Below are 20380 nucleotides of genomic sequence, written 5' to 3'. Positions count from 1 at the left end.
TATCTCACCGCACAAACAAGGAATATTGGCTTCTCCCTACAGGATATGTGGTATGTTATACCGCGGTTCTCCCGAGTAAATCATCAGGTTAATTCATGAATAATATTGATAATCTCACCTCTATGGTGGTCTTTGCCCGCGTAGTAGAAACGCTGAGTTTTACCGAAGCCGCAAAATCGTTAAGGCTGTCGAAGTCTTCGGTCAGTCGCGAAATTGCACAGTTAGAAATCAGATTGGGAACCCAGCTACTTAACCGTACTACACGTAAAATCCAGGTGACTGAGGTTGGGATGAGTTATTACCAATACTGTCACCGAATTCTTACTGAAGCTCAAAATGCTGAGTATTTTATACGTAATTTTCATGAAGAACCGATGGGAAGTTTACGCCTGATTGCGCCAGTATCCTTTGGCAGTCAATGTATTGTTCCCGCCCTGAATCACTTTATTGCCGGAAATATTCATATCAGCGTTGATCTGGAACTGACAGACAGAACAATTAATATGAGTGAAGATCAATGCGATATCGCAATTATTATAGGGCGTGAAGCTCCTCATCATCCACTTGTTATGCCTCTGATTGATATTACCTGGGGGCTTTACGCCACACCTGATTATCTGCGTCAATTTTCAAAAATAGATAAACCAGAAGATCTTCCCCGTTATGATTACCTGCTATTTCGAGGCCCTGCCCATACTATCTCACTGCCGTTTCATAAAGAGAGGCATAAGCTGGATATTGAAGTTCGCAGCCGGTTTCGCATCAATAATAGCGTCGCATTAATGAGTTCTGCATTAGCGGGAGCCGGCATTGCTTACCTGCCAGATTATGTAACTAATGAAGCTGTTGCGGAAGGAAAATTGGTAAGACTGCTCCCTAAATGGAAAATGGATATCTATCAAGCCTGGATGTTATTTAAATCAGAAAGCACACTCTCTGCACGCGTACAGCACTTTGCCAGCTCTTTGCAAAATAAGCTGAAACAAAATCTGGTAAACGGAAAAAAGGCATAATCCGTGCGGGTACAGTTGCACCCGCAAAAGACCTGCTTATCGGTCAATAATAATTACCGTGGCGGTAATCCCAAGTCGTGAAGATATCAGACATTATCGCCATGATCCTATTCAAATACAGCCCCTTACGGATAAACACCGGGCATGGCGTAATATCACGCTGGTTATTTTGCTGCGGCACTAACTTACCGTTTTCATCTACCATTGAAACCATAACGCCTTGTTCATAGCGAGTTTGCTCAGTTTCATTGGGTTGGATAGATTTAACATAGTCATTGGCAGCAATAATCAAATCAGCCTGACTTTCAATTCTCTCACCAATACATTCCACCAATCCACGATTGCCTTTGCCTGACGGATTAGCCGAGCTGGCAAAAGAAAACTTGCCATGTTTTTCCCAAAGCTCTTTTGCCAGTATTTCGCCGGGTTTACCAAACTTAATCACGAAACAACTTGTACCACGATGATCCATCATCAATTCTTTGGAACCATCATCAGGAATGCGGGCTAACGCTTCCTCTTTCCAGGGCAGGATACAGCCCAGCAAGACATCTTCATCCCAAGTTTTTTGATAAAGCGCTTCAATTTCCGGATTAAGCTGAGCCAGCTCTTTCAACTGCTCCAGCGATCCACACAAAACAACACCGGGCTTATTACGATTCCGCTGCTTGGCTTCAAATTTACGTTCAAGACCTCGTGCATCTGATGTCATAATGATATAGCCAACTTTAGTCGGGCAAACGATCATTCCACCGTCACTAGTGAGGATCTCTACCGCTTCCGGCTGTACCCCATAGTTCCATTGAATTTTTTTGTTGCTCATATTGATACCCTTTACTGGAAACGGAAGAATTATTAATCAGTTAACGCTGGTAGTAACTGGTGATGATAGCGGTTGCCAAGGTATTGGCCTGAATTATAAAACGCGCAACCGCGTTTGTCGTTTCAGCATCAATTCCCAGTTTTTCCACCGATAAGGCAGCTGGCACGTCTGTCCAGACCCGTTCAGGTGAACGATTATCTCCATTGCCACCAAATTCATTAAATTCATGCTCTTTCAGTAAGAAGTCATTATTCTTAAATTCAGTTGAACTGATAATCATCATTATGTTCCCCCATTAAGTGCCTTTTGAAATATCCTAACGCAGTTTTTCTATGCTGCAAGATCAGGTTATCGTTTTGCCTGATTGTTTCAATTTGGGAACAATAAGTGAGTTACTGAATATTTTTGTGGATCTACCCCAAAACCTGAATATTCAGGTTTTGGGATAACTTAGGAAGGAAAATGAATATTAATCTGCAAAATTATAACGCATCAGCAATTGCATTAACTTGTCGTGTCATACTGTCCAAACCACCACCAGACAAATACCAAAGATCAGATTGCAGATAAACTATTTTGTTATTTTTATACGCATTGGTTGATTTGACTTGATCATTTTCGAACTGAGCTTTTGTCAGCTTTCCGGCACCAATCGCTTCACTACGATCAATAATAAAAATCACATCAGGGTTTGCCTGTGCAATCATATCCGCAGTTACAGCTCGACTTTTACTTTTATCTGATTTGGTGGGTAATTCTGCACGTGAAGCCTGAACCACATTATAAACAATGGCTTGATTATTGGGATATAACTCACCAGCATTGTGCAACAATACCAGTACCTTACTGTTTGCTGCCTGTGCTTTTTCCTGCGCAGATGCGATGGTTTTCTCTAAATCAGCAATCTGTGTTTTAACAATATCCTGCTTATTAAATAACTCGCCTAATAACTTAAGATTACTATTAACAGATGGCAGGTAATTTTTATTGTCAGTGCCTAAATTAACCGTTGGTGCTATTTGTGATAAACGATCATAGAAAGAACCTTGACGCCCTGTTATCACCATCAGATCCGGTTTTATTTCTGCTAACTTTTCCAAATCCGGCTCTTTCATTCCACCTGCATTATTCATATTTTCAGACAGATTACCACGTACATATTCAGGCAAACTACCCATAGGTAACGCAATAACTCGCTCGGATAAACCTAGTTTTGCCATCGAATCATAAGTACCGAAATCAAACAGAACAACCCGATGTGGATCTTTTTTAACCTTAGTTTCGCCAGAAAGATGTTTTACTGTGACATAATCACCAGACTTCACCGTTACTATATTTGGTGTAAATAATGTGGATGATTGACTAAATGCAGAGTAGCTGGCGACAGAAAATAGTGATGCGATAACAATTGGTAGGATTTTTTTCATTGTTACACCTGAATTAAGCATATTGGTAAGAAGTAACCCGCATTCTAGGTGGCAACATTAATATGTCAACTAAATAAGAATCAATTTCATATTGATTCTTATTTATAAGATATGCATTGTGATTTACTTAATCAAATTCATAAGAGCTATATACTGTTGTTCTAAGCCGTTGGCTTTACTACAAACGTCTTCTTTCAGGCGCTTCAACTCTTTTTCCTGCTTTTTCCATTCAGCATCAAAACCATTTTGCACTCCCTCCAAACCTCCAAGAAGAGATATTAACATCTGTTTGCCGCCACCATTTTGATCGCTCTTTTTACTGCTCATTTCGTTAATGCTATCCTGCAAGATACCACCGAGACTCTGTTCGACGAGTTTCTTGCCTTCAGATTCTACCTGCTTGACTGCCTGAGAGTTGAATGTAAAACCATTAGCACGAGTTTCAATCACTCTATCTATTTGCTTATAGAGACCAGATTCCAATTGGGACAAACGGTTACGCACATTACTCTCTTTCCCCATCGTATCAACAATCACTTTATCCAGTGATTGACGTGCACTTGCCAAATGGCTTAAGGCTTCCTGCTTAACCCACGGTAAATCTTTACGGATCGTCTGTTGATACTTAACGGCTTTACTGCGTTGTTCTGCATTCAATGACAACGCCTTTCCATCACGAGTTATGGAGCCATCAGGCAAGATTTTCAGGTTTCCATCGACTCCAACAACTTGGACAGATTTTGGCGTGACAATAATGTCATCATTAAATGTCACCTGACAGTCAGAACTTGCCTGTGCTTGAGCTACGATCATCTGAGTTGCAAATAATTGAGTTGCAAATAATATTGTAGCAATCGTGATTCTGCGTGACATACGTTCTCCTGAATTTCCTTTGCTTGATGACTTTCTCTCTGCACGGATACCATCAGCACGGACGAGATTAAAAAATAGAGCGACCAATACGCCCAGCCAGTTTTTCCAGTGCTGCACAACCCGCCAATGAGTTACCGGATTTATCCAGTTCAGGAGACCACACCGCAACGGTGAATTCACCCGGAACAACACAGACAATTCCCCCGCCAACACCTGATTTCCCCGGCATACCTATTCTGAAAGCAAATTCTCCAGAACCATCATACATACCACAAGTCAACATCAACGCATTAATCTGCCTTGTTTGTCGAAGGCTCAGAATTTGCTGATCGGAACCAATCATACGCCCTTGGCTGGCTAAATAAATAAAACACTGAGCCAGTTCAACACAATTCATTTTCAAGGAGCAGTAATGAAAATAGGTTTGCAGAACCGTCAAGACATCATTTTCAAAATTGCCGAATGATTTCATCAGGTAGGCAATCGCTGCATTGCGGCTTGAATGATCCATCTCTGAACGGACAACGATATCATCATAAGAAATATCTTTTTGCCCTGTGAGGCTGCGAACAAATTCCAGCATTCTATGCTTAGGTGCGCTCAAGCGTGATTGCAGCATGTCACAGATTATCAGTGCTCCCGCATTGATAAAAGGATTCCGGGGTATTCCCTTTTCCAGTTCTAATTGAACCAATGAATTAAAAGGCTGCCCGGAAGGCTCCGTACCAACTCTTTGCCAAATATCATGCTCTTTATAACGAGTCATCGCCAGTGTCAGGCTTAACACCTTAGAAATGGACTGTATAGAAAAGCGCTTTTCTGCATTTCCCGCTTGGAAAACGTGTCCATCGACTGTACAAATGGCCATTGCCAGATTATTTACCGAAACTTCCGCCAGAGCGGGAATATAATCTGCCACTTTCCCCTGGCCAATCAAAGGGCGTACTTCATCTAAGATATCTGCCAATAACGAATTAGAGAACCTTACCTTCACCACTTCTTCTCCAGATAGACAGGGGCTCCTTTGGAACCCCTGCATACAGCACTATTTCTGTATATTTTTCTGTATATTTTTCTGTATATTTTTCTGTATATTTTTCTGTATATTTACCCTTCATGTTTTCAAGTTAACGCTTGTTAGCAACAACTTGAATCCATTAGATATCAAAACGCTACATGTTTATATAACAGCAAATCAATCCCACCACACATCAAACAGTTCTGATATAACAACATCTTCCATGTTGCGATCTTTCAGCCATTTTTCAACTAACTGGCGGTGTTCTTCGGTACATTTACCAATTTTTTGCAGGCAGATCAGACCTTCCCACTGCAAGTAACCACTGGCATCCAAAGCCAAGCCATTTGGCTCTATCAACTCTTCAATTAAGGCATCAACCGTGCTGTCAACAACATCAACGGATGTATTGGCCGGAAAACCCCACTTTATGGAAAATCCTAACTCTTGAAATTCATCAATACGCATTTTTTTACGCAGACGGCGACTACGATTTTTAGCCATTATTCTACCCTCTCAAAAATTAGATCCCATACGCCATGCCCTAAACGCTGACCGCGCATTTCGAATTTCGTGACTGGACGTGAATCAGGACGTGGTACATAATCATCGTTTTCTGATAAATTGCTATATCCTTTGGCTTCGCTCATCACTTCCAGCATATGTTCAGCATATGGCTGCCAGTCAGTTGCCATATGGAAGGCACCACCGGTTTTCAGCTTATTTCTGATTAGTTGAGCAAATTCAGGCTGTACAATCCGACGCTTGTTATGGCGGACTTTATGCCACGGATCAGGGAAGAAAAGCTGAACCATATCCAAACTTTGATTTGGGATCATATTATTCAGCACTTCAATAGCATCATGGCACATAACACGTAGATTACTCAGGTTTTCCTCTTCTGCGGAAGCCAGACAAGCACCTACTCCCGGCACATGAACCTCGATCCCAAAAAAGTTTTTTTCTGGGTTCTGACTCGCCATCGTAACCAATGATGCCCCCATGCCGAAGCCAATCTCCAATACCACTGGGGCCTCACGACCAAAAATAGCTTCCATATCGGACAGTTCTGGCTGATAATCCAAACCCATTTTCGGCCACATATTATCAAGTGCTTGCTGCTGACGGCTCGTTAACCGTCCCTGCCGACGAACAAAACTGCGGACACGGCGCAAGACCCTGCCATCTTCATCATATTCCGGTGAAATTACGTTATTTATCATGGTGCTTTCTATCAGTTTTAAAGGCATTTGCTCAGGCGACTGGAGCTTAATATACCGCAGGGTTGCCCAAAGAGAGCGCAATTATGCAAAGATGGCTGAGTTTATCAAGTTCAATGCCCATAAGCACAACTTTAATACTAAATAGCAACTAAATTGCGTAGCGCTTCGAAATAAAGTTCGGGTTTACACTGGAGTTACACTATGTTGCAATCCTGCTCACAAAACAATATCTGATATAAAGACAATTATTCTAATGATGGAAGCTGAGCAATTTTCACAGAGAGTACTTGAATGGTATTACCGTTATGGTCGTAAAACTCTGCCGTGGCAACTGGAAAAAACTTCCTATCACGTCTGGCTTTCAGAAGTGATGTTGCAACAAACACAAGTCGCGACCGTTATTCCCTATTTCCAGAAATTTATTTCATGTTTTCCTGATGTTGCGTCTTTGGCTGCTGCACCACTGGATGAAATTCTCCATTTGTGGACAGGCTTGGGATATTACGCGCGCGCCCGTAATTTACATAAAGCAGCGCAACAGATAGTGACGTTACACAATGGCAAATTCCCGACGACATTCGATGATGTTGTTGCCCTGCCGGGAGTCGGCCGTTCAACCGCTGGTGCTATTCTCTCGCTATCTCAAGGCAAACATTTTCCGATTCTTGATGGTAACGTGAAGCGTGTTCTGGCCCGCTGCTGTGCCGTTGACGGCTGGCCGGGAAAAAAAGAAGTTGAGAACCAACTGTGGGATATCAGTACTCGCGTAACTCCCGCGCAAAACGTCGAATATTTTAATCAGGCAATGATGGATTTGGGCGCAATGGTCTGTACCCGCAGTAAACCAAAGTGCGAAATTTGCCCGCTCAATACAGGCTGTATTGCTTATGCCAATCATAACTGGGCAGATTATCCGGGCAAAAAACCGAAACAAAGCATTCCTGAAAAAACAGCCTACTTTTTATTAATGCAGCATGGTGATACGGTCTGGCTGGAGCAGCGGCCACTTTCTGGCATTTGGGGGGGCCTGTTTGCCTTCCCACAATTTACTGATCAAGCTTCACTGGAAAAATGGCTGCAAGATGCGGGCATTTCTCACAATAAACCTGAACAATTGACAGCATTTCGCCACACATTCAGTCATTTTCATTTAGATATTGTTCCCATTAAAATCGATATTTTATCTTTTGATTCCTGCATGGATGAAAGCAAGGGACTTTGGTATAACTTACGCCAGCCAGCAACTGTAGGATTGGCAGCTCCCGTTGAATACCTTTTGCAACAATTGGGTTAATTTGCCCATTTTATTTTGAGGATTAATTATGAGCAGAACTATTTTTTGTACTTTTTTGCAGCAAGAAGCCGAAGGCCAGGATTTTCAGCTCTATCCGGGGGAGCTGGGCAAGCGCATTTTCAATGAAATTTCTAAAGAAGCATGGCAACAATGGATGAGCAAACAAACCATGCTGATTAATGAAAAAAAATTAAATACTATGAACCCAAACGACCGCAAATTGCTTGAGCAAGAGATGGTGAAATTCCTGTTTGAAGGGCATGACATCCAAATTGATGGTTACACACCACCAGAACAATAATTTACCACTCAACTGGCATAAATAAGAGCCATTTTGCATGGCTCTAACTACTGATGGCATATCAATATCCAACGGCTCTTTAAGATGAAAAAACTGCTGCCTCTGATTCTTCTTACTCCGCTCCTGATTTCCTGTTCTAGCAAAAAAGGCATTGAATACAAAGAAGAATATGTAAAAGATACAAATGGTTTCGATATTTTAGTGGGGCAATTCGCTCACAATATTGAAAATATTTGGGGTTTACGAGAAGTATTAATTGCAGGTCCGAAAGATTACGTGAAATACACAGATCAATATCAAACCCGCAGCCATATCAATTTTGATGCGGGAAGTATTACGATTGAAACAATATCACCAGTCGAACCGACTGAACGGTTACACAAAGCGATTGTTGGCACTTTATTGATGGGAGATGATCCCGGCTCAATCAATCTTTATTCTGATTCCAACGATATTCAGATTAGCAAAGAACCATTTCTTTATGGACAAGTTCTGGATAATAGTGGTGAGTCCATTCGCTGGGAGTGGCGCGCACGTCATTTTGCTGATTACCTGATTCAGAATAAATTACAAAAACGTCAATCAGGATTGCATGTCATTTGGTCGGTCACCATTCAATTGGTTCCCAATCATTTGGACAAACGTGCCCATAAATACCTCCCTATTGTTCGAAAAGCATCCATAAAATACGGAATTGATGAATCGCTGATCCTTGCCATCATGCAGACTGAATCCAGCTTCAACCCTTATGCCGTCAGCCACTCTGATGCGTTGGGTCTTATGCAAGTTATGCAACACACTGCCGGAAAAGATGTTTTCAGAATGCAAGGAAAATCAGGCCATCCCAGCCGCAGTTACCTTTTCGATCCTGAAAACAACATTGATGCTGGCACGGCTTATCTCTCGATATTACAAAATACTTATTTAGGCGATATCGAGAATATCACTTCACGTCGGTATGCCGTCATCACAGCCTATAATGGCGGTGCTGGCAGCGTATTGCGTGTATTCTCGAATGACAAAAAGAAGGCAGCTCAGAAGATCAATTCAATGGAACCTGGTGATGTTTATGAAACATTGACAAATAAACACTCTTCCGCTGAGTCACGCCGTTATCTGATAAAAGTGAACAAAGCACAGAAAAATTATCGTCGATAATTTATAGTAAATTCATTGATAACAAAGAACCGATGGAGAGTATAGAAGCAATCCTCTCTCCATTTTGTTTAGATTTATAGCGTATTGGGCAATTTAAAAGCATACAGATAAAATTATGCAAAAAATGTTTGACGGATTGGGCTGAATACGGTTTAATGCGCCCCGTTAGCCCGGATAGCTCAGTCGGTAGAGCAGGGGATTGAAAATCCCCGTGTCCTTGGTTCGATTCCGAGTCCGGGCACCAAATTTTCCTAGCACGAACGTTGAACCTGAGATAGTCAACGGTCGGTTAAAAATCGGGAATCCGAAAACTCATCATGCCATTGTTAGTTACACGCATGGTTGAATGTAGGGTTAGGGTATCTCAAGACAGGGCACTTTTGCACAAATGCCCTGTTCTAAATTCTATTTTTATACACAGAGTTAATGGTTTCGTCAACTCTATGTAAATTATTTATATATTTATGACTGCCGCATCACAGAAACCAAACGGTCATGCTCTCCGCCTAATCCCATGCTTAAATAATCAGATAACTCGTTCTCTAGCATATTAAGTGTGCTATGGATATCTTGATCTATGTATTCCATTGTCGAAGACAGGCTACGATGCCCCAAAACATTTTTTGTCAGTTGCATATTACGCTCAGGGCTACGCATTAATGTAGTTGCCAACGTATGGCGAAAACGATGAGGGCTAACAGGAAAACCACATTCTCTTGAAAAGCGCCGAAAAAATGATTTTATTGGTTGAAGTTCAATAGGCTTTTCTCTATCTACATCTCTATCTGATAGACGGTGTACATTAAATAATACATCATTAGACATAGCCCCTCTTAATATCATTTCATCCACTAATTGCTTCAATAGTGGCTTTAACTTACCTAATACGGCTGCTTGATATTCACAATGATTTTTGCTGCTCTCACTGCATAACATGATTGCATTTTCTTCAAAATCAATGTCACAAATGCGAACATGAGCCAATTGATTTAAACGCATCCCTGTTAATCGAAACGTTTCTATTACAACAAGCCAGAATCGTGTCGGATATAACGCACAACAGCGGTAAGTAGCTTGCTGTGCCGACGATTCTTTCTCTAACTGTGTAAATCTCTCAAAAACACGATACATAGTACGAGTCTGTGCTTCAGTATAGATTTTCTTTCTTTTCTTACCTGGTTCAATCTGACTCTCAAAAAACGGATTCTCAATCTCTTTTAATAAACTTTTTTTGATCCAAAAACTATATAACACCTGCATATGACGCGCTTTTGTATTCCAAGTTCGTTCCGCTACAGCTTTAATATTCAATTCATGACGACGCCAACGCAAAATTTGTCTGTGTGTTACTTCTTCTGGTGTTATATCTGTTATATTTTCTATTTCTTTTAAATAGCGAAGAAACAATTTCAATACTTTTTCATAGGTTTTTTCTGTATCTGGTCGCAAAACTTTTGCATAAAAATATTCATGCAATAACTCATACCAAACAGGATAGTCTTTTTCTAGGTTAAAAAATGTTCGTTTTTTCATAAAGGATACTCCTATATTTCCTCTATCTCACCCTGATGTAAAATCTACGAAAGTGCTGTCTGAAGGTACAGATGTTCCAAATATCAAACTTGCTTTTACTAAATAACCGCTAGCTCGTATAAATTTATTCTTTTTTTGTGTTTCTTCTGTAATTTTTATAATAGGGATTGGATATATTTTACACACATAATGATACTTTCTTTTACCTCCCTTTTTTTCAATACGATGCACATTCAATGATTCGAACGCCGATAATAATGTATGATGGTCAACATCTAAACTAGGATGTTCTCGCAAGAATAGGAAAAAAATCGCTGGAGTTTGTAAGAATAAAAATCCTGCAACGCTGTGTATCTTTGCATCTGCTGTATTAAATTTAATCTCACTGTCCTTTAATCCTTTTTTAAGCCATTCCCAAAATTTCGTTTTTAATGACTGATCTTCATTTTGCTTTTGGCTATTCAACTTTACAGTTTCGCTAATAATTACATCTTTCTTTACAATTTCAACTGAATTATTTTCATAAAGTGAATTATATCCCAGTTTATTTTCACCATAGGTTATTTTAACTGCATGTTGTTGGTCTGATATATCATTTAATGAACAAAGTTCAATATTTTCATCTTGATGAACCATATCTGTTTCTATGCCTAAAAGCGACATAGCGGTTTGTAGATCATCGTCAATAACCTCTTTCATAGATTCTGACAATATTTCTTGTTTCGATGATTCCAGAGTAGATATTTCTGATGAAAAAACATTCGGCTCTAAAATAATGGAAGTTGTGTTTTCTTCTTGAATATCAGTTGATATGCTCAACCCATTTTTTTCAATCGTTTTTTGCAGGTCAATATCCACATATATAGAAGGTTGTATAGTTGGAGCACTTTCAACAATAGATGAACTACCTGCTTCATTTGAAGGTACATCCATTTTCGGTAATTCTGGTAACTTACTAATCGCTTCATCAATCAATAAACTGATGTCATTTTGCCGCCCCATAGTACAATTCACCAACGCATGTAATGCCGCAGGTGTTTCACTTAACCAACAAATCGATTTCTCCGGTAATAGGGTATAGCTCATAAGTGCCCCTAAAACGCAGCGTAAATCAGCTATAGCCACATTATCCGATTTAAAACGAAAGCGGTAAGCCCTCTCAGGTATTGTTACTCCAGGAATCCAACTACGCTGATCAGCATATTCCCCTTCAAAGTGCCCCATTAGAGGAACCCAATGCAGCATAGCAGAGTAAAATACGACCGCGTTCCAAGCGCTACTTTGGTTAGCTTGGTCTTCTGGTAATCCTCCTATTGGTAACATCCTCTTCTTTGCTAATCTGACTGAATACACCATAGTAAGTAGCGTTAAATCAAGCAATCCACCTGATTGGGAGAATTCACCTTGAGAGAACGCAGGTAAATTTTGCATCCTTCCTGCACAATTCCGTAAAGGCGATAAAAAAAGCTCTTCATATTGAGACTTAGGTAATGAAACATTTTCCCAGAGTTGTTGCAGGTAAACTTTACGGTAGGGTATGTCTAATAAATCACATGATAACTGAGGTAAAAAATAACCATCTGGTGCGACAGGAGTAGATTTCTCTTTCTTGTTTCCCCCCGAAACACTCAGCTTATTCCTATAAAGCAATTTTTTAAGCATCTTCATGCAAACCGTCCTCTAAAGAATGTACCTCCAAATCCTTTTTTTCTTCTTTATCCTTTTTCCTTTGATTTATTAAGACGTTTTCAATAATTTCATTAATAACCAGTTTCCTACGTGCGCGAGTCGCAGCAACATAAAGCAAATTGATTTCATCCCGTCGATCCAACTCTGTTAACTTAGGATCAAATAAATCTGGAAAATCATTATTCAATACCACAACTAACCATTCCAATCCCTTTGCTCTGTGTGCCGTTGATACTGTTAAATTTGCTTTATTTTCATCTGTTACAGCAAATGTACGCATTTTTTCTAAATTTTGCGGAAAAGGAAAATACCTATCTAATAAACGGATAGATTGCATCATTTCAATATCTTCCGTTGCCTTAGCTATCCGACAATATTCATCGTAATTTTTATAGTCATGTAACAATCGGGAATTTTGTATATTCTGAGACATATCAACAGAAAACCAATATAGATCCTCCAATTCTTCAGTACGATAACTTTCTATACCCCCGACCCAATATACTGGTTTTTGGTTCTGCGCCGCTGCTAGTGCAATATCAATTACACCAGCTACAGTGCGGCTTAATACCGCCTTATGAGGTTCGTTTAATTCTTGTGACGATAAAACCTCATCCTCCCCCCCCCAATCCAATAACTTGATAAGTTTCTCCATCTAAAGCAAGTAACGCATTCGCAATTTCAGCAACGTGAGGGCCAAAACGAAAGCTATGTGTCAACCATAGACGCTCAGCTTCAGATAATTGTGGCGCATCTAGCGCATTATCAGCCCCCCGAAAACGGTAAATTTGCTGATGCCGATCACCAACTAAAATAACATTAGTTTTTTGATTAAAAACAATTGCATGTGTTACAGGGTTTGCATCTTGGGCTTCATCGAACAAAATTGTTTGATAATGACGAGATAAATCTGGTTCAGATAATTGATATAATTTCAAATACGTGTCATGTGTAATTGGAAATGAATGCCCCATATCTTTCATTAAATTCCAGATATAATTTACTCCTTGGATTACTCTAATTGGATCAACTCCTTGGATTACTTCTTGATCTGGGCAATGAAAAAGTTTTATCTCTGAATCAGAACTGGATAAAAATCGGTTTAATGTGCTTTGGACTCTCTGAGTAAATGACCAGTGTCGGGTATTTAGTGCCCTAGCAATATCAGTAATACGTAATTGATTAACCAAACGATTACGGTAATGACGCCCCTCTGTAGACCAGGCTAATTGATGAGACGTTTTGCACTCAACATTAAATGGAAATTTACGTTCTGCTTCTTCTCTGACTGCTCTGTTAAAAGCTAAATAAAGCATTGATACATCTGGATTAGCTAACGCATAATTTACTAATGTTGATGTTTTCCCTGTTCCTGCGAAAGCATTTACTACCAATTTAGAGCCATTCCATTTTATAACAGCCTGTTGTTCACCAGTTGGCATAAACATAATAATAACTCATTTAAAAAACAGGAATTGTATTTTTGGCAAACTCTTCATTAACAAAATAAATTTTACCATCAGGACAACGATAACCGTTTAAAACATATAATTTGTCACTGAAACTAGAACTTGAATTCATATTAAGTAAATATAAATCACAATGAGTTTTAACTCTCATCACATAGGTTGCATATAGTTCTTTTGCTTCATTAAATTTATGATTTTTATAAAAATCAACGCAACCAGAAACAAATAAAAAACCAATAATAAAAAAATATTTTTTCATCTTCTGACTCCTAAACAAATCGGTGCAATAATCTTAATAATGAAAAATACGGGGACTTATGTATAGAGAAAACTCTTTTTCCAAATAAAATAAAAAACGCCTCCGAAGAGGCGCTTTTATAGTTAATAGGAAATTGAAATTTCAGATGGTTTTATTGGTATTCCTATTTGGTTAATAGCTTCTACAGGTGATATACCTTCCTCAATGAAATTTTTTATCTTTTCATCATCACACAAGATTGTATCACTCAATGTCATACCTGAATGTTGCATTAATAGCATATGTGACAATAGCTTAAAGCGAACGATATCATATCTCATATATACCCCTACGCTGCTTTAGCTGTGTTGTGGGCTATACGAAAACTTAACAGATATTCATTTGCTTCTCGGGCTTGTTTGCAAGCCCGAAACAAAGCTTTTTTATCCGCTTTTAAAATTGACAACCAATGCTCAATGTAACTTTCATGGTTAACCTCACCGAATACTTCAAGATGTGCACAAAGAAAAGCGCTCCCCATTTCAGCTACCAATTCTTCGAAACTATATACAGGATCTCCGAATTTTCGGTTCTTGAGTGTGATTCCTTCACGGTTCAATCTATTTGCATGTCCGGTGCTATGCACCATTTCATGTAATAACGTAGACCAATAATCAGCCTCCGTAAAAAATTGACCAGACAAAGGCATCACAATACGATCACTAGCTGGTGAGTAAAAAGCTCTATTCTGTGCAACTGAAGCTAAGTTCACACCAGTTGCATCTAACATTGTGTGCACTTCATGACTAATTTTAGGTGATAACATATCTTCAGGTATTCGTTCGCCTTCTTGTAATAAATGTTCAGGTAACCCATCACATTGGATAACATTAAATAAAGGGTTAGCTTTCAACATCACTCTCTGTTCCATCAAAGGCTTCCCTTTATCGTCAAACAATAGATTATCTTCTTTATCTCTTGCCTGAACTTCAAAGGGCTTAAATATTACAGCTAAAGTAGACTTCTCTCCTTTACGAACCTGACCACCTAATTGTTGAGCCTGGCGGTATGTTAGCCAACGGTTAACATTACACCCTATTTCCTCCGCAGCTATCCATAACAATAAGATATTTACACCATTGTAATGGTTTCCTGTTAAAGCGTTCGCAGGTAACATTCCTCCATATTGTTTAACCGCAGAACGCCAAGGTTTTTTCCACGGAACAGTGCCTGTTTCCAATGCACTGATAATCTTATCAGTCACTTGTTGGTAAATATCCTTTTCTACTTCAGATCTTTTCTGCATTTTGGTTTGTTTCTTCATAGAGAATACTCCTAATAAAAAGGTGTACTCCCCCCAAACGGTGAAAGTACACCGTCTGGTGAAAAACAAGTAACGTTAGGCTGTTAAACCTGCTAATTCGCGTAAATCAGATAGGTTCAATGTTTTTATTAATCCAATTAAAAAGAGCATTGAATTCATGAAAATCTCCTATCTTGGATTTTTTTATCATAAGTTAAAAAGTAAATATCAAGTCCCACTTCTTAATCCTTATAAGTAAAAGCAAGGACTTTCCCGCAAGGAAAATACCTTGCGGGTGAAAAAAGTAAGGCTAAACTCTTAAGGTAGCTCGTTCGCGTAGTCGTTCAAATCCAAAGATAATGCTATCCCATCCTTCAGTTAAACCTATATCCCACGTTACATAGTAATTGACGCTTACTCCTGCCGTTACTGACTGACTAAGAGTAAATTCTACTTTTTCTCGGCTGCCATTATTCACGCCATAGCGTTCATCAGCTAATTTAAGTATTACCGCTAGTTTTTGTTGTTCTGAACTGGTCATAATCAAATTACCACCATGCCCAGAAATATAGATTTTGATTTTCAAAATCAAAGCTACTGAGTATCCCTTTAACCCAGTTTTTTATCGTCTCAACGTCAAACCAATAATACTTATCGTATTCCGTTGAACCAAAGAAAAACCCCTCTCGGGTAGGAAATAACTCTCGACAATTATCAGGTGTCAAATTATCCAGAACTAATGCTAACTCCATCAGAACATCTTTAGAGATCAATATAGTCGTACAATTATCAATAGGTTGAACTTTAGTCTCAATCCAATCAAAAAGAGAATTAACTTTACGAAAATATCCTACCTCAGTTTTTTCATTCACATCATTCTGAATATCGTTTTTGTCGTCAGCTAAAAAGTGAATATCAAGTCCCATTTTCTAATCTCCATAATTAAAAGCAGGGACTTTCCCACAGGGAAAATACCCTGCGGGTTAGTTAATAAAATTAACTATTATTGATTGGTTTCTGTCTGCACAGGGAGTTCATCCCATGACACATAATAGTTATCACATAAATAATAAGCTTCGGCCTGAATTATTCCATGATGCCCACAGTCCGCGCAATTTTCATAAAATCCTTCTTTCTATAAGCATTTATACTTCTCTTTCAATGAAATAAGTTCAGCTTCCTGTGTGATAGAACGTGCCCAAGTAATCAAATCACCATGTAACTCACCGCCTAACACTTTTTTATTATAACGGTCATAAACCATTACCGTTCTAGGAAAGAAATCAAGTGGCCCTACATCATGTCCAAGATCAGAATCATAGTAATCAGCATCTTCATCTCGAAAAGACCAATTATCTTCCCGATATATGACTTTGAGTTTATTAAAAGCTTCAGTTAATGTGGATGATTTGCAAACAGTCAAAGTTCCTTCAGTTTTATAAGTACCATACATCGGATCATCCTCAGGATATTCAAGCATACCAGTTACTAAAACGGTAAACTGACTATGAAAAATGTCCCAACGTAATGAAACGCCTGGTTCATAAGATGAAGGTAAAAAACTTGATTATTCATAAGACTTCTCCATTTAAAAAAGAGAAATCTTCCCTCGGGGAAAATTTCCCCATTGGGTGAGATAAAATAGTGAAGAGCTTCTTAATCACCTAAGTGATCCCTGTTTTCAAAGAATAAACAGGATTACCCAGCGTGTTTGCTGTCTGCCTTTTCAGGTATGGCAGATAATATAATCACCCGAAGGCGTTCCTCTCAGACTATTGAAACATTAATTACGTAGTCACTCGAAAGCGCTTCTCTCAGACTACTGAAGCATTATTAGGCTGCATAAAGCAACGTTAAGAACAATCTTATTTTGTACCTAGCATTACTATCTGTCAACCATTAATAAATAAAACTATATAAATAATTTCAAATGCTCTACAACCAAATTAGCGCCATATTTAGTTATATGAATACCATCGCTAGTTCTAATTTTTTTACCATCTAGAATATCTGAATACCTTTCACCCAACACAGCATCTTTTGTTATATCAAAATAAATAACACCTAATTGATTTAATGTACTCCTAACAATATATCGTGTATTACTCAACAAAATATCATGTTCTTTATTTTTTAAAAATGGTGGGGAGATCCAGATAATTCTCGCATTTTTATTTTTATTTCTAATTCTACCAATAAGTTCAAAAATAGAACGAGAATAGTTAACTGAGGTTATTTCCCTATTGAAATCGTTCGTACCAATACTTACAATCACCAAATCGTATTTGTCAAAATTCACACTTTCAACAGCAGAAAACCAATCGTATTTACTTCTATTTAAAAGTCCTGACCCTACCTTATAAACAACATCTGCATCTTTACTGATTATAGATTTATATGCCTCACCATAAATATACGTTAGTGAATCGCCTAACAATAAAGCTTTACAAAATCCACTTGATGAAAAAAACAATAATAAAAAAATAAATTTTATTAAATTCCTAATTTTCATTCATCAACCCCATCTATATTTTTATAATATACCTGATTAATATATCTCCCTCTTCCGTCACCATGACCTAAATCCATAGACACTTGAGCCAATACTTCTTTATTAGAAAAACCTGCTTCTTGATAATGTTTACTTAATTCTTTAGCAACATGGTAACGAACACTATGAGGTGCTTTTTTTCCTGTTAATCCAACTGAACGAACTATATTTCTATAGCGATCAACTGCCTGATGAATACTCGGCTTATCAATTAATTTTCCCTCTCTCTCTTTCATTATATTTTCAGCGTAATGAATAGCGGATTTAAGCTGTTCGCGATCTAAAATTGTTGTATCTCTTGGACGACCCCCTTTTGTACCAAAAACAATTCTGACAGAATGATGCTCATTATTTAAAGAATTTTTCCAAGTCTGTACCGATTTACATGCCTGAACAGCTTCTTTCGTTCTTAATCCTAAAACATATGCCAATTGTAATGTAGCAGCTACACCCTTATCTATTTTTTCTATTTCTCTAAATGCCTGCTTAAATTCATCTGGTGTTAGTGCAACTTTCGTTCCTATACGGCTTGCCCCTGATATTCCAAGTGAGCGATTATTTAAACGCTCATTATCTGGATCGGCTAATTTGTGTTTTCCTGCTTGAGAAAGTATTCCTCGTAAAGCAGACATTTCATTCTGAAGAGTCCTGTTACTAATATTTTCAGCTTTACGTTGCGTAATATAACCTTCAAAGTATTTAACTTTTAAGCTATCCAATTGACGCAGTTTAATTCCTGAATAGTTCAAATAATTCAGAAACTGTTTAGCTATCCGTGTACGATCTGCAACCGTAGCAAAGCTACCACCCGCTTTACGTGCACACGTAATAAAATCTTTCTTAAATGATTCTACCTTTGATCTTGATGTTTTTTGAATCATAAAAACCCCAATAGAGTTAACATTATGAATAATAAAGATTATTCATAATACCACTGCATCCAGATTATTAGTTTTCCGTCATTACAGACGTTCCCTGCGTGTCGGTTAAGTTTGTCATCCTGACAGTCAGATATTGTGTAGCAGGGCGAGGCCATGTTGAGTTATTACAGGAGCGCGCTCTGTGCTCTGCACTGCGCTTTAATGCTCCCCGTTCAAGCCTAAAATTAGGTTGAACGCCTCAATATCTTGACTATTTTTCCCCCATTTATCAAAAAGTTAGTTTTATTAATTAAAACTAGAAGTTGAAGTTGTCCTACAAGCGTCCGTTAGTAAACGGGCGCGCAGGACGCTTTGTTAATCGTTAAAACATTCCTTCGACAACATTCCGAAATACGTCAAAATGCTGTCTTCATTTGGTAAAACCGTTTAAAAAAATGTTCTAACGTCAGTTGTAATGCGATCTGGAAGTTTTACGCCTAACGGCGTCACTTGGTAATCGCTACGCTTTTACACAAGTGACGCCGTTCATCTTTCTGCTCTCAATGCCGCTATTCGAAGATGCCGAAGATGCCAAATGTTCCAAATGGCATACCGTCATATCGAAGCTGGCAAAGGTCGCACAAAGCTAAAGCTCTCGACGTGATAAAAAGCGCACTGATAAAGACGTTTGATGTTTTCATCAAACTGAAGGTTGGTAAATTCATTAATATCAAGCAATTAAATGAATTTAGCGGAAGGCTTCTTAATCGCTTTAGCGATCCCCGTTTTCAAAGAATAAACGGGTTTACCCAGCGTATTTACTGTCTGCCTTTTCAGGTACGGCAGATGATGTAGTCACCCGAAAGCGTTCCTCTCAGACTATTGGAACATTGATATTGCAATCACCCAAAGGCGTTCCTCTCAGATTGCCGGAACATTAATTGGCTACCATAAGGTAACATTACAGCGGTAAAAATCTTACACTGGCAATCTATTTTCGTCAATGATTCAAAACCAGCCTAGAGAAATACGCCGCAAGCGGCGGGGAATTAGACCCGGAGAGATTAAAGGGCGTTATTTGAAGGGGCCAACACTTTTGAGGTTGGGGCTATTTTTGTGCAACCGTAGGACAGTTAACAGAAGAAATAATAAAGAATTATTTAGAGTATTATTTTGAACCGAATCCGAATGATAATTTCAGAATGGATAATTGACGCGTATCCGGACTTCCAGGCCGTTAATCACTAACCCACCTACTTCGGTCGTGACATCAATTTATTGAATCATGTATAATCTGTCTATTTGGAAAACATTCAAATGGCAAAAATTGATGTAACTTGCCCCTCTTGTTCCGCAGTGAAAGGGATCCATCGCAATGGGCGCTCGCGTTCTGGTCACCAACGTTATCTTTGCCAATCCTGCCGTCACTCCTGGCAACTGGAGTTCACTTATGCCGCTTGTCGTCTCGGTACCCATAAGCAAATCGTCGATATGGCTATGAATGGAATGGGATGTCGGGCAACAGCACGAGTGATGGGGATCGGCCTGAATACCGTACTTCGGCATTTAAAAAACTCAAACCCAAATCGGTAACAGAAGCGATAAAA

The 20380-nt window shown here is 38.8% G+C and carries 21 protein-coding genes, 1 tRNA gene and 3 pseudogenes; 7 read left to right on the top strand and 18 right to left on the bottom strand.

Annotated elements, in window-relative coordinates; translation table 11 throughout:
• Nucleotides 1-95 precede the first annotated feature (95 nt).
• Nucleotides 96-1013, top strand: coding sequence for a LysR family transcriptional regulator (locus BM329_RS09680; protein WP_092552277.1), 918 nt, complete (start codon nt 96-98; stop codon nt 1011-1013).
• A gap of 43 nt (nt 1014-1056) precedes the next feature.
• Here the strand turns inward: BM329_RS09680 and BM329_RS09675 are convergent, their stop codons facing one another.
• The 7 genes from BM329_RS09675 to trmB form a co-directional block, all read right to left on the bottom strand.
• Nucleotides 1057-1836, bottom strand: coding sequence for an L-threonylcarbamoyladenylate synthase (locus tag BM329_RS09675; protein WP_092552273.1), 780 nt, complete (start codon nt 1834-1836; stop codon nt 1057-1059).
• Between the two features lie 40 nt (nt 1837-1876).
• Complete coding sequence (locus BM329_RS09670) at nt 1877-2119, bottom strand: YbhB/YbcL family Raf kinase inhibitor-like protein (protein WP_092552270.1); 243 nt, start codon at nt 2117-2119, stop codon at nt 1877-1879.
• A gap of 199 nt (nt 2120-2318) precedes the next feature.
• The gene (locus BM329_RS09665; RefSeq protein ID WP_092552267.1) at nt 2319-3263 is read right to left on the bottom strand and encodes a siderophore ABC transporter substrate-binding protein; all 945 of its coding nucleotides are present in this window, start codon (nt 3261-3263) and stop codon (nt 2319-2321) included.
• Between the two features lie 123 nt (nt 3264-3386).
• The gene (locus BM329_RS09660) at nt 3387-4253 is read right to left on the bottom strand and encodes a DUF2884 family protein (RefSeq protein WP_245759051.1); all 867 of its coding nucleotides are present in this window, start codon (nt 4251-4253) and stop codon (nt 3387-3389) included.
• Nucleotides 4204-5130, bottom strand: a complete 927-nt coding sequence (glsB, locus tag BM329_RS09655; RefSeq protein ID WP_422643792.1) for a glutaminase B — start codon at nt 5128-5130, stop codon at nt 4204-4206. Before glsB ends, BM329_RS09660 begins: the two co-directional genes overlap by 50 nt.
• 201 nt (nt 5131-5331) lie before the next feature.
• The gene (locus BM329_RS09650; RefSeq protein ID WP_092552258.1) at nt 5332-5658 is read right to left on the bottom strand and encodes a YggL family protein; all 327 of its coding nucleotides are present in this window, start codon (nt 5656-5658) and stop codon (nt 5332-5334) included.
• A complete protein-coding gene (trmB, locus tag BM329_RS09645) occupies nt 5658-6377 on the bottom strand; it encodes a tRNA (guanosine(46)-N7)-methyltransferase TrmB (protein WP_092552255.1) in 720 nt (239 codons plus the stop codon). Before trmB ends, BM329_RS09650 begins: the two co-directional genes overlap by 1 nt.
• 253 nt (nt 6378-6630) lie before the next feature.
• Here trmB and mutY point away from each other — a divergent pair, with 253 nt between their 5' ends.
• The 4 genes from mutY to BM329_RS09625 all read left to right on the top strand — a co-directional run bounded on the left by mutY (nt 6631) and on the right by BM329_RS09625 (nt 9374).
• Entirely contained in the window at nt 6631-7671 is a 1041-nt protein-coding gene (gene mutY, locus BM329_RS09640; RefSeq protein WP_092552253.1) for an A/G-specific adenine glycosylase, read from the top strand.
• 28 nt (nt 7672-7699) lie between these two features.
• Entirely contained in the window at nt 7700-7972 is a 273-nt protein-coding gene (locus tag BM329_RS09635) for an oxidative damage protection protein (protein ID WP_092552250.1), read from the top strand.
• Nucleotides 7973-8056: 84 nt separating this feature from the next.
• Complete coding sequence (gene mltC / locus BM329_RS09630) at nt 8057-9130, top strand: membrane-bound lytic murein transglycosylase MltC (protein WP_092552247.1); 1074 nt, start codon at nt 8057-8059, stop codon at nt 9128-9130.
• Nucleotides 9131-9298: 168 nt separating this feature from the next.
• Nucleotides 9299-9374: transfer RNA gene (locus BM329_RS09625), tRNA-Phe, on the top strand.
• A 218-nt stretch (nt 9375-9592) separates the two neighbouring features.
• Here the strand turns inward: BM329_RS09625 and BM329_RS09620 are convergent.
• From BM329_RS09620 to BM329_RS09570, 11 genes and pseudogenes are all read right to left on the bottom strand, one after another.
• Entirely contained in the window at nt 9593-10663 is a 1071-nt protein-coding gene (locus BM329_RS09620; RefSeq protein WP_092552243.1) for a tyrosine-type recombinase/integrase, read from the bottom strand.
• 27 nt (nt 10664-10690) lie between these two features.
• Nucleotides 10691-12331 carry a TraI domain-containing protein gene (locus BM329_RS09615; RefSeq protein WP_041982146.1) on the bottom strand — a complete coding sequence of 547 codons (1641 nt, stop codon included), beginning with the start codon at nt 12329-12331 and terminating at the stop codon, nt 10691-10693.
• Nucleotides 12318-13803: pseudogene (locus tag BM329_RS09610) on the bottom strand (UvrD-helicase domain-containing protein). Before BM329_RS09610 ends, BM329_RS09615 begins: the two are co-directional and overlap by 14 nt.
• A 10-nt stretch (nt 13804-13813) precedes the next feature.
• The gene (locus tag BM329_RS09605) at nt 13814-14080 is read right to left on the bottom strand and encodes a hypothetical protein (protein WP_092552240.1); all 267 of its coding nucleotides are present in this window, start codon (nt 14078-14080) and stop codon (nt 13814-13816) included.
• A gap of 122 nt (nt 14081-14202) precedes the next feature.
• Nucleotides 14203-14400: a TA system toxin CbtA family protein gene (locus BM329_RS09600; RefSeq protein ID WP_041982139.1), complete on the bottom strand. Its 198-nt coding sequence runs from the start codon at nt 14398-14400 to the stop codon at nt 14203-14205.
• Between the two features lie 8 nt (nt 14401-14408).
• On the bottom strand, nt 14409-15383 hold the full coding sequence (locus BM329_RS09595) for an ArdC family protein (protein ID WP_041982138.1): 975 nt from the start codon (nt 15381-15383) through the stop codon (nt 14409-14411).
• A gap of 289 nt (nt 15384-15672) precedes the next feature.
• Nucleotides 15673-15903: a hypothetical protein gene (locus BM329_RS09590; RefSeq protein WP_041982137.1), complete on the bottom strand. Its 231-nt coding sequence runs from the start codon at nt 15901-15903 to the stop codon at nt 15673-15675.
• Between the two features lie 7 nt (nt 15904-15910).
• A complete protein-coding gene (locus tag BM329_RS09585; RefSeq protein WP_041982136.1) occupies nt 15911-16288 on the bottom strand; it encodes a hypothetical protein in 378 nt (125 codons plus the stop codon).
• 209 nt (nt 16289-16497) lie between these two features.
• A complete protein-coding gene (locus BM329_RS09580) occupies nt 16498-16815 on the bottom strand; it encodes a hypothetical protein (RefSeq protein WP_041982135.1) in 318 nt (105 codons plus the stop codon).
• A gap of 459 nt (nt 16816-17274) precedes the next feature.
• Nucleotides 17275-17874 carry an SGNH/GDSL hydrolase family protein gene (locus BM329_RS09575; RefSeq protein WP_041982134.1) on the bottom strand — a complete coding sequence of 200 codons (600 nt, stop codon included), beginning with the start codon at nt 17872-17874 and terminating at the stop codon, nt 17275-17277.
• The gene (locus tag BM329_RS09570; protein ID WP_092552237.1) at nt 17871-18794 is read right to left on the bottom strand and encodes an integrase domain-containing protein; all 924 of its coding nucleotides are present in this window, start codon (nt 18792-18794) and stop codon (nt 17871-17873) included. Before BM329_RS09570 ends, BM329_RS09575 begins: the two co-directional genes overlap by 4 nt.
• Before the next feature lie 1064 nt (nt 18795-19858).
• Here BM329_RS09570 and BM329_RS09560 point away from each other — a divergent pair.
• Nucleotides 19859-19987: pseudogene (locus BM329_RS09560) on the top strand (IS200/IS605 family transposase); the annotation flags it as partial.
• Nucleotides 19988-20090: 103 nt separating this feature from the next.
• Nucleotides 20091-20380, top strand: a pseudogene (locus BM329_RS09555) (IS1-like element transposase); the annotation flags it as partial.

Origin of the sequence: Xenorhabdus koppenhoeferi (assembly GCF_900116635.1) — a bacterium.
Lineage (GTDB): Bacteria > Pseudomonadota > Gammaproteobacteria > Enterobacterales > Enterobacteriaceae > Xenorhabdus > Xenorhabdus koppenhoeferi.
The sequence above is the reverse complement of the archived record's forward strand: the minus strand, read 5'-3'. Positions and strand labels throughout refer to the sequence as shown.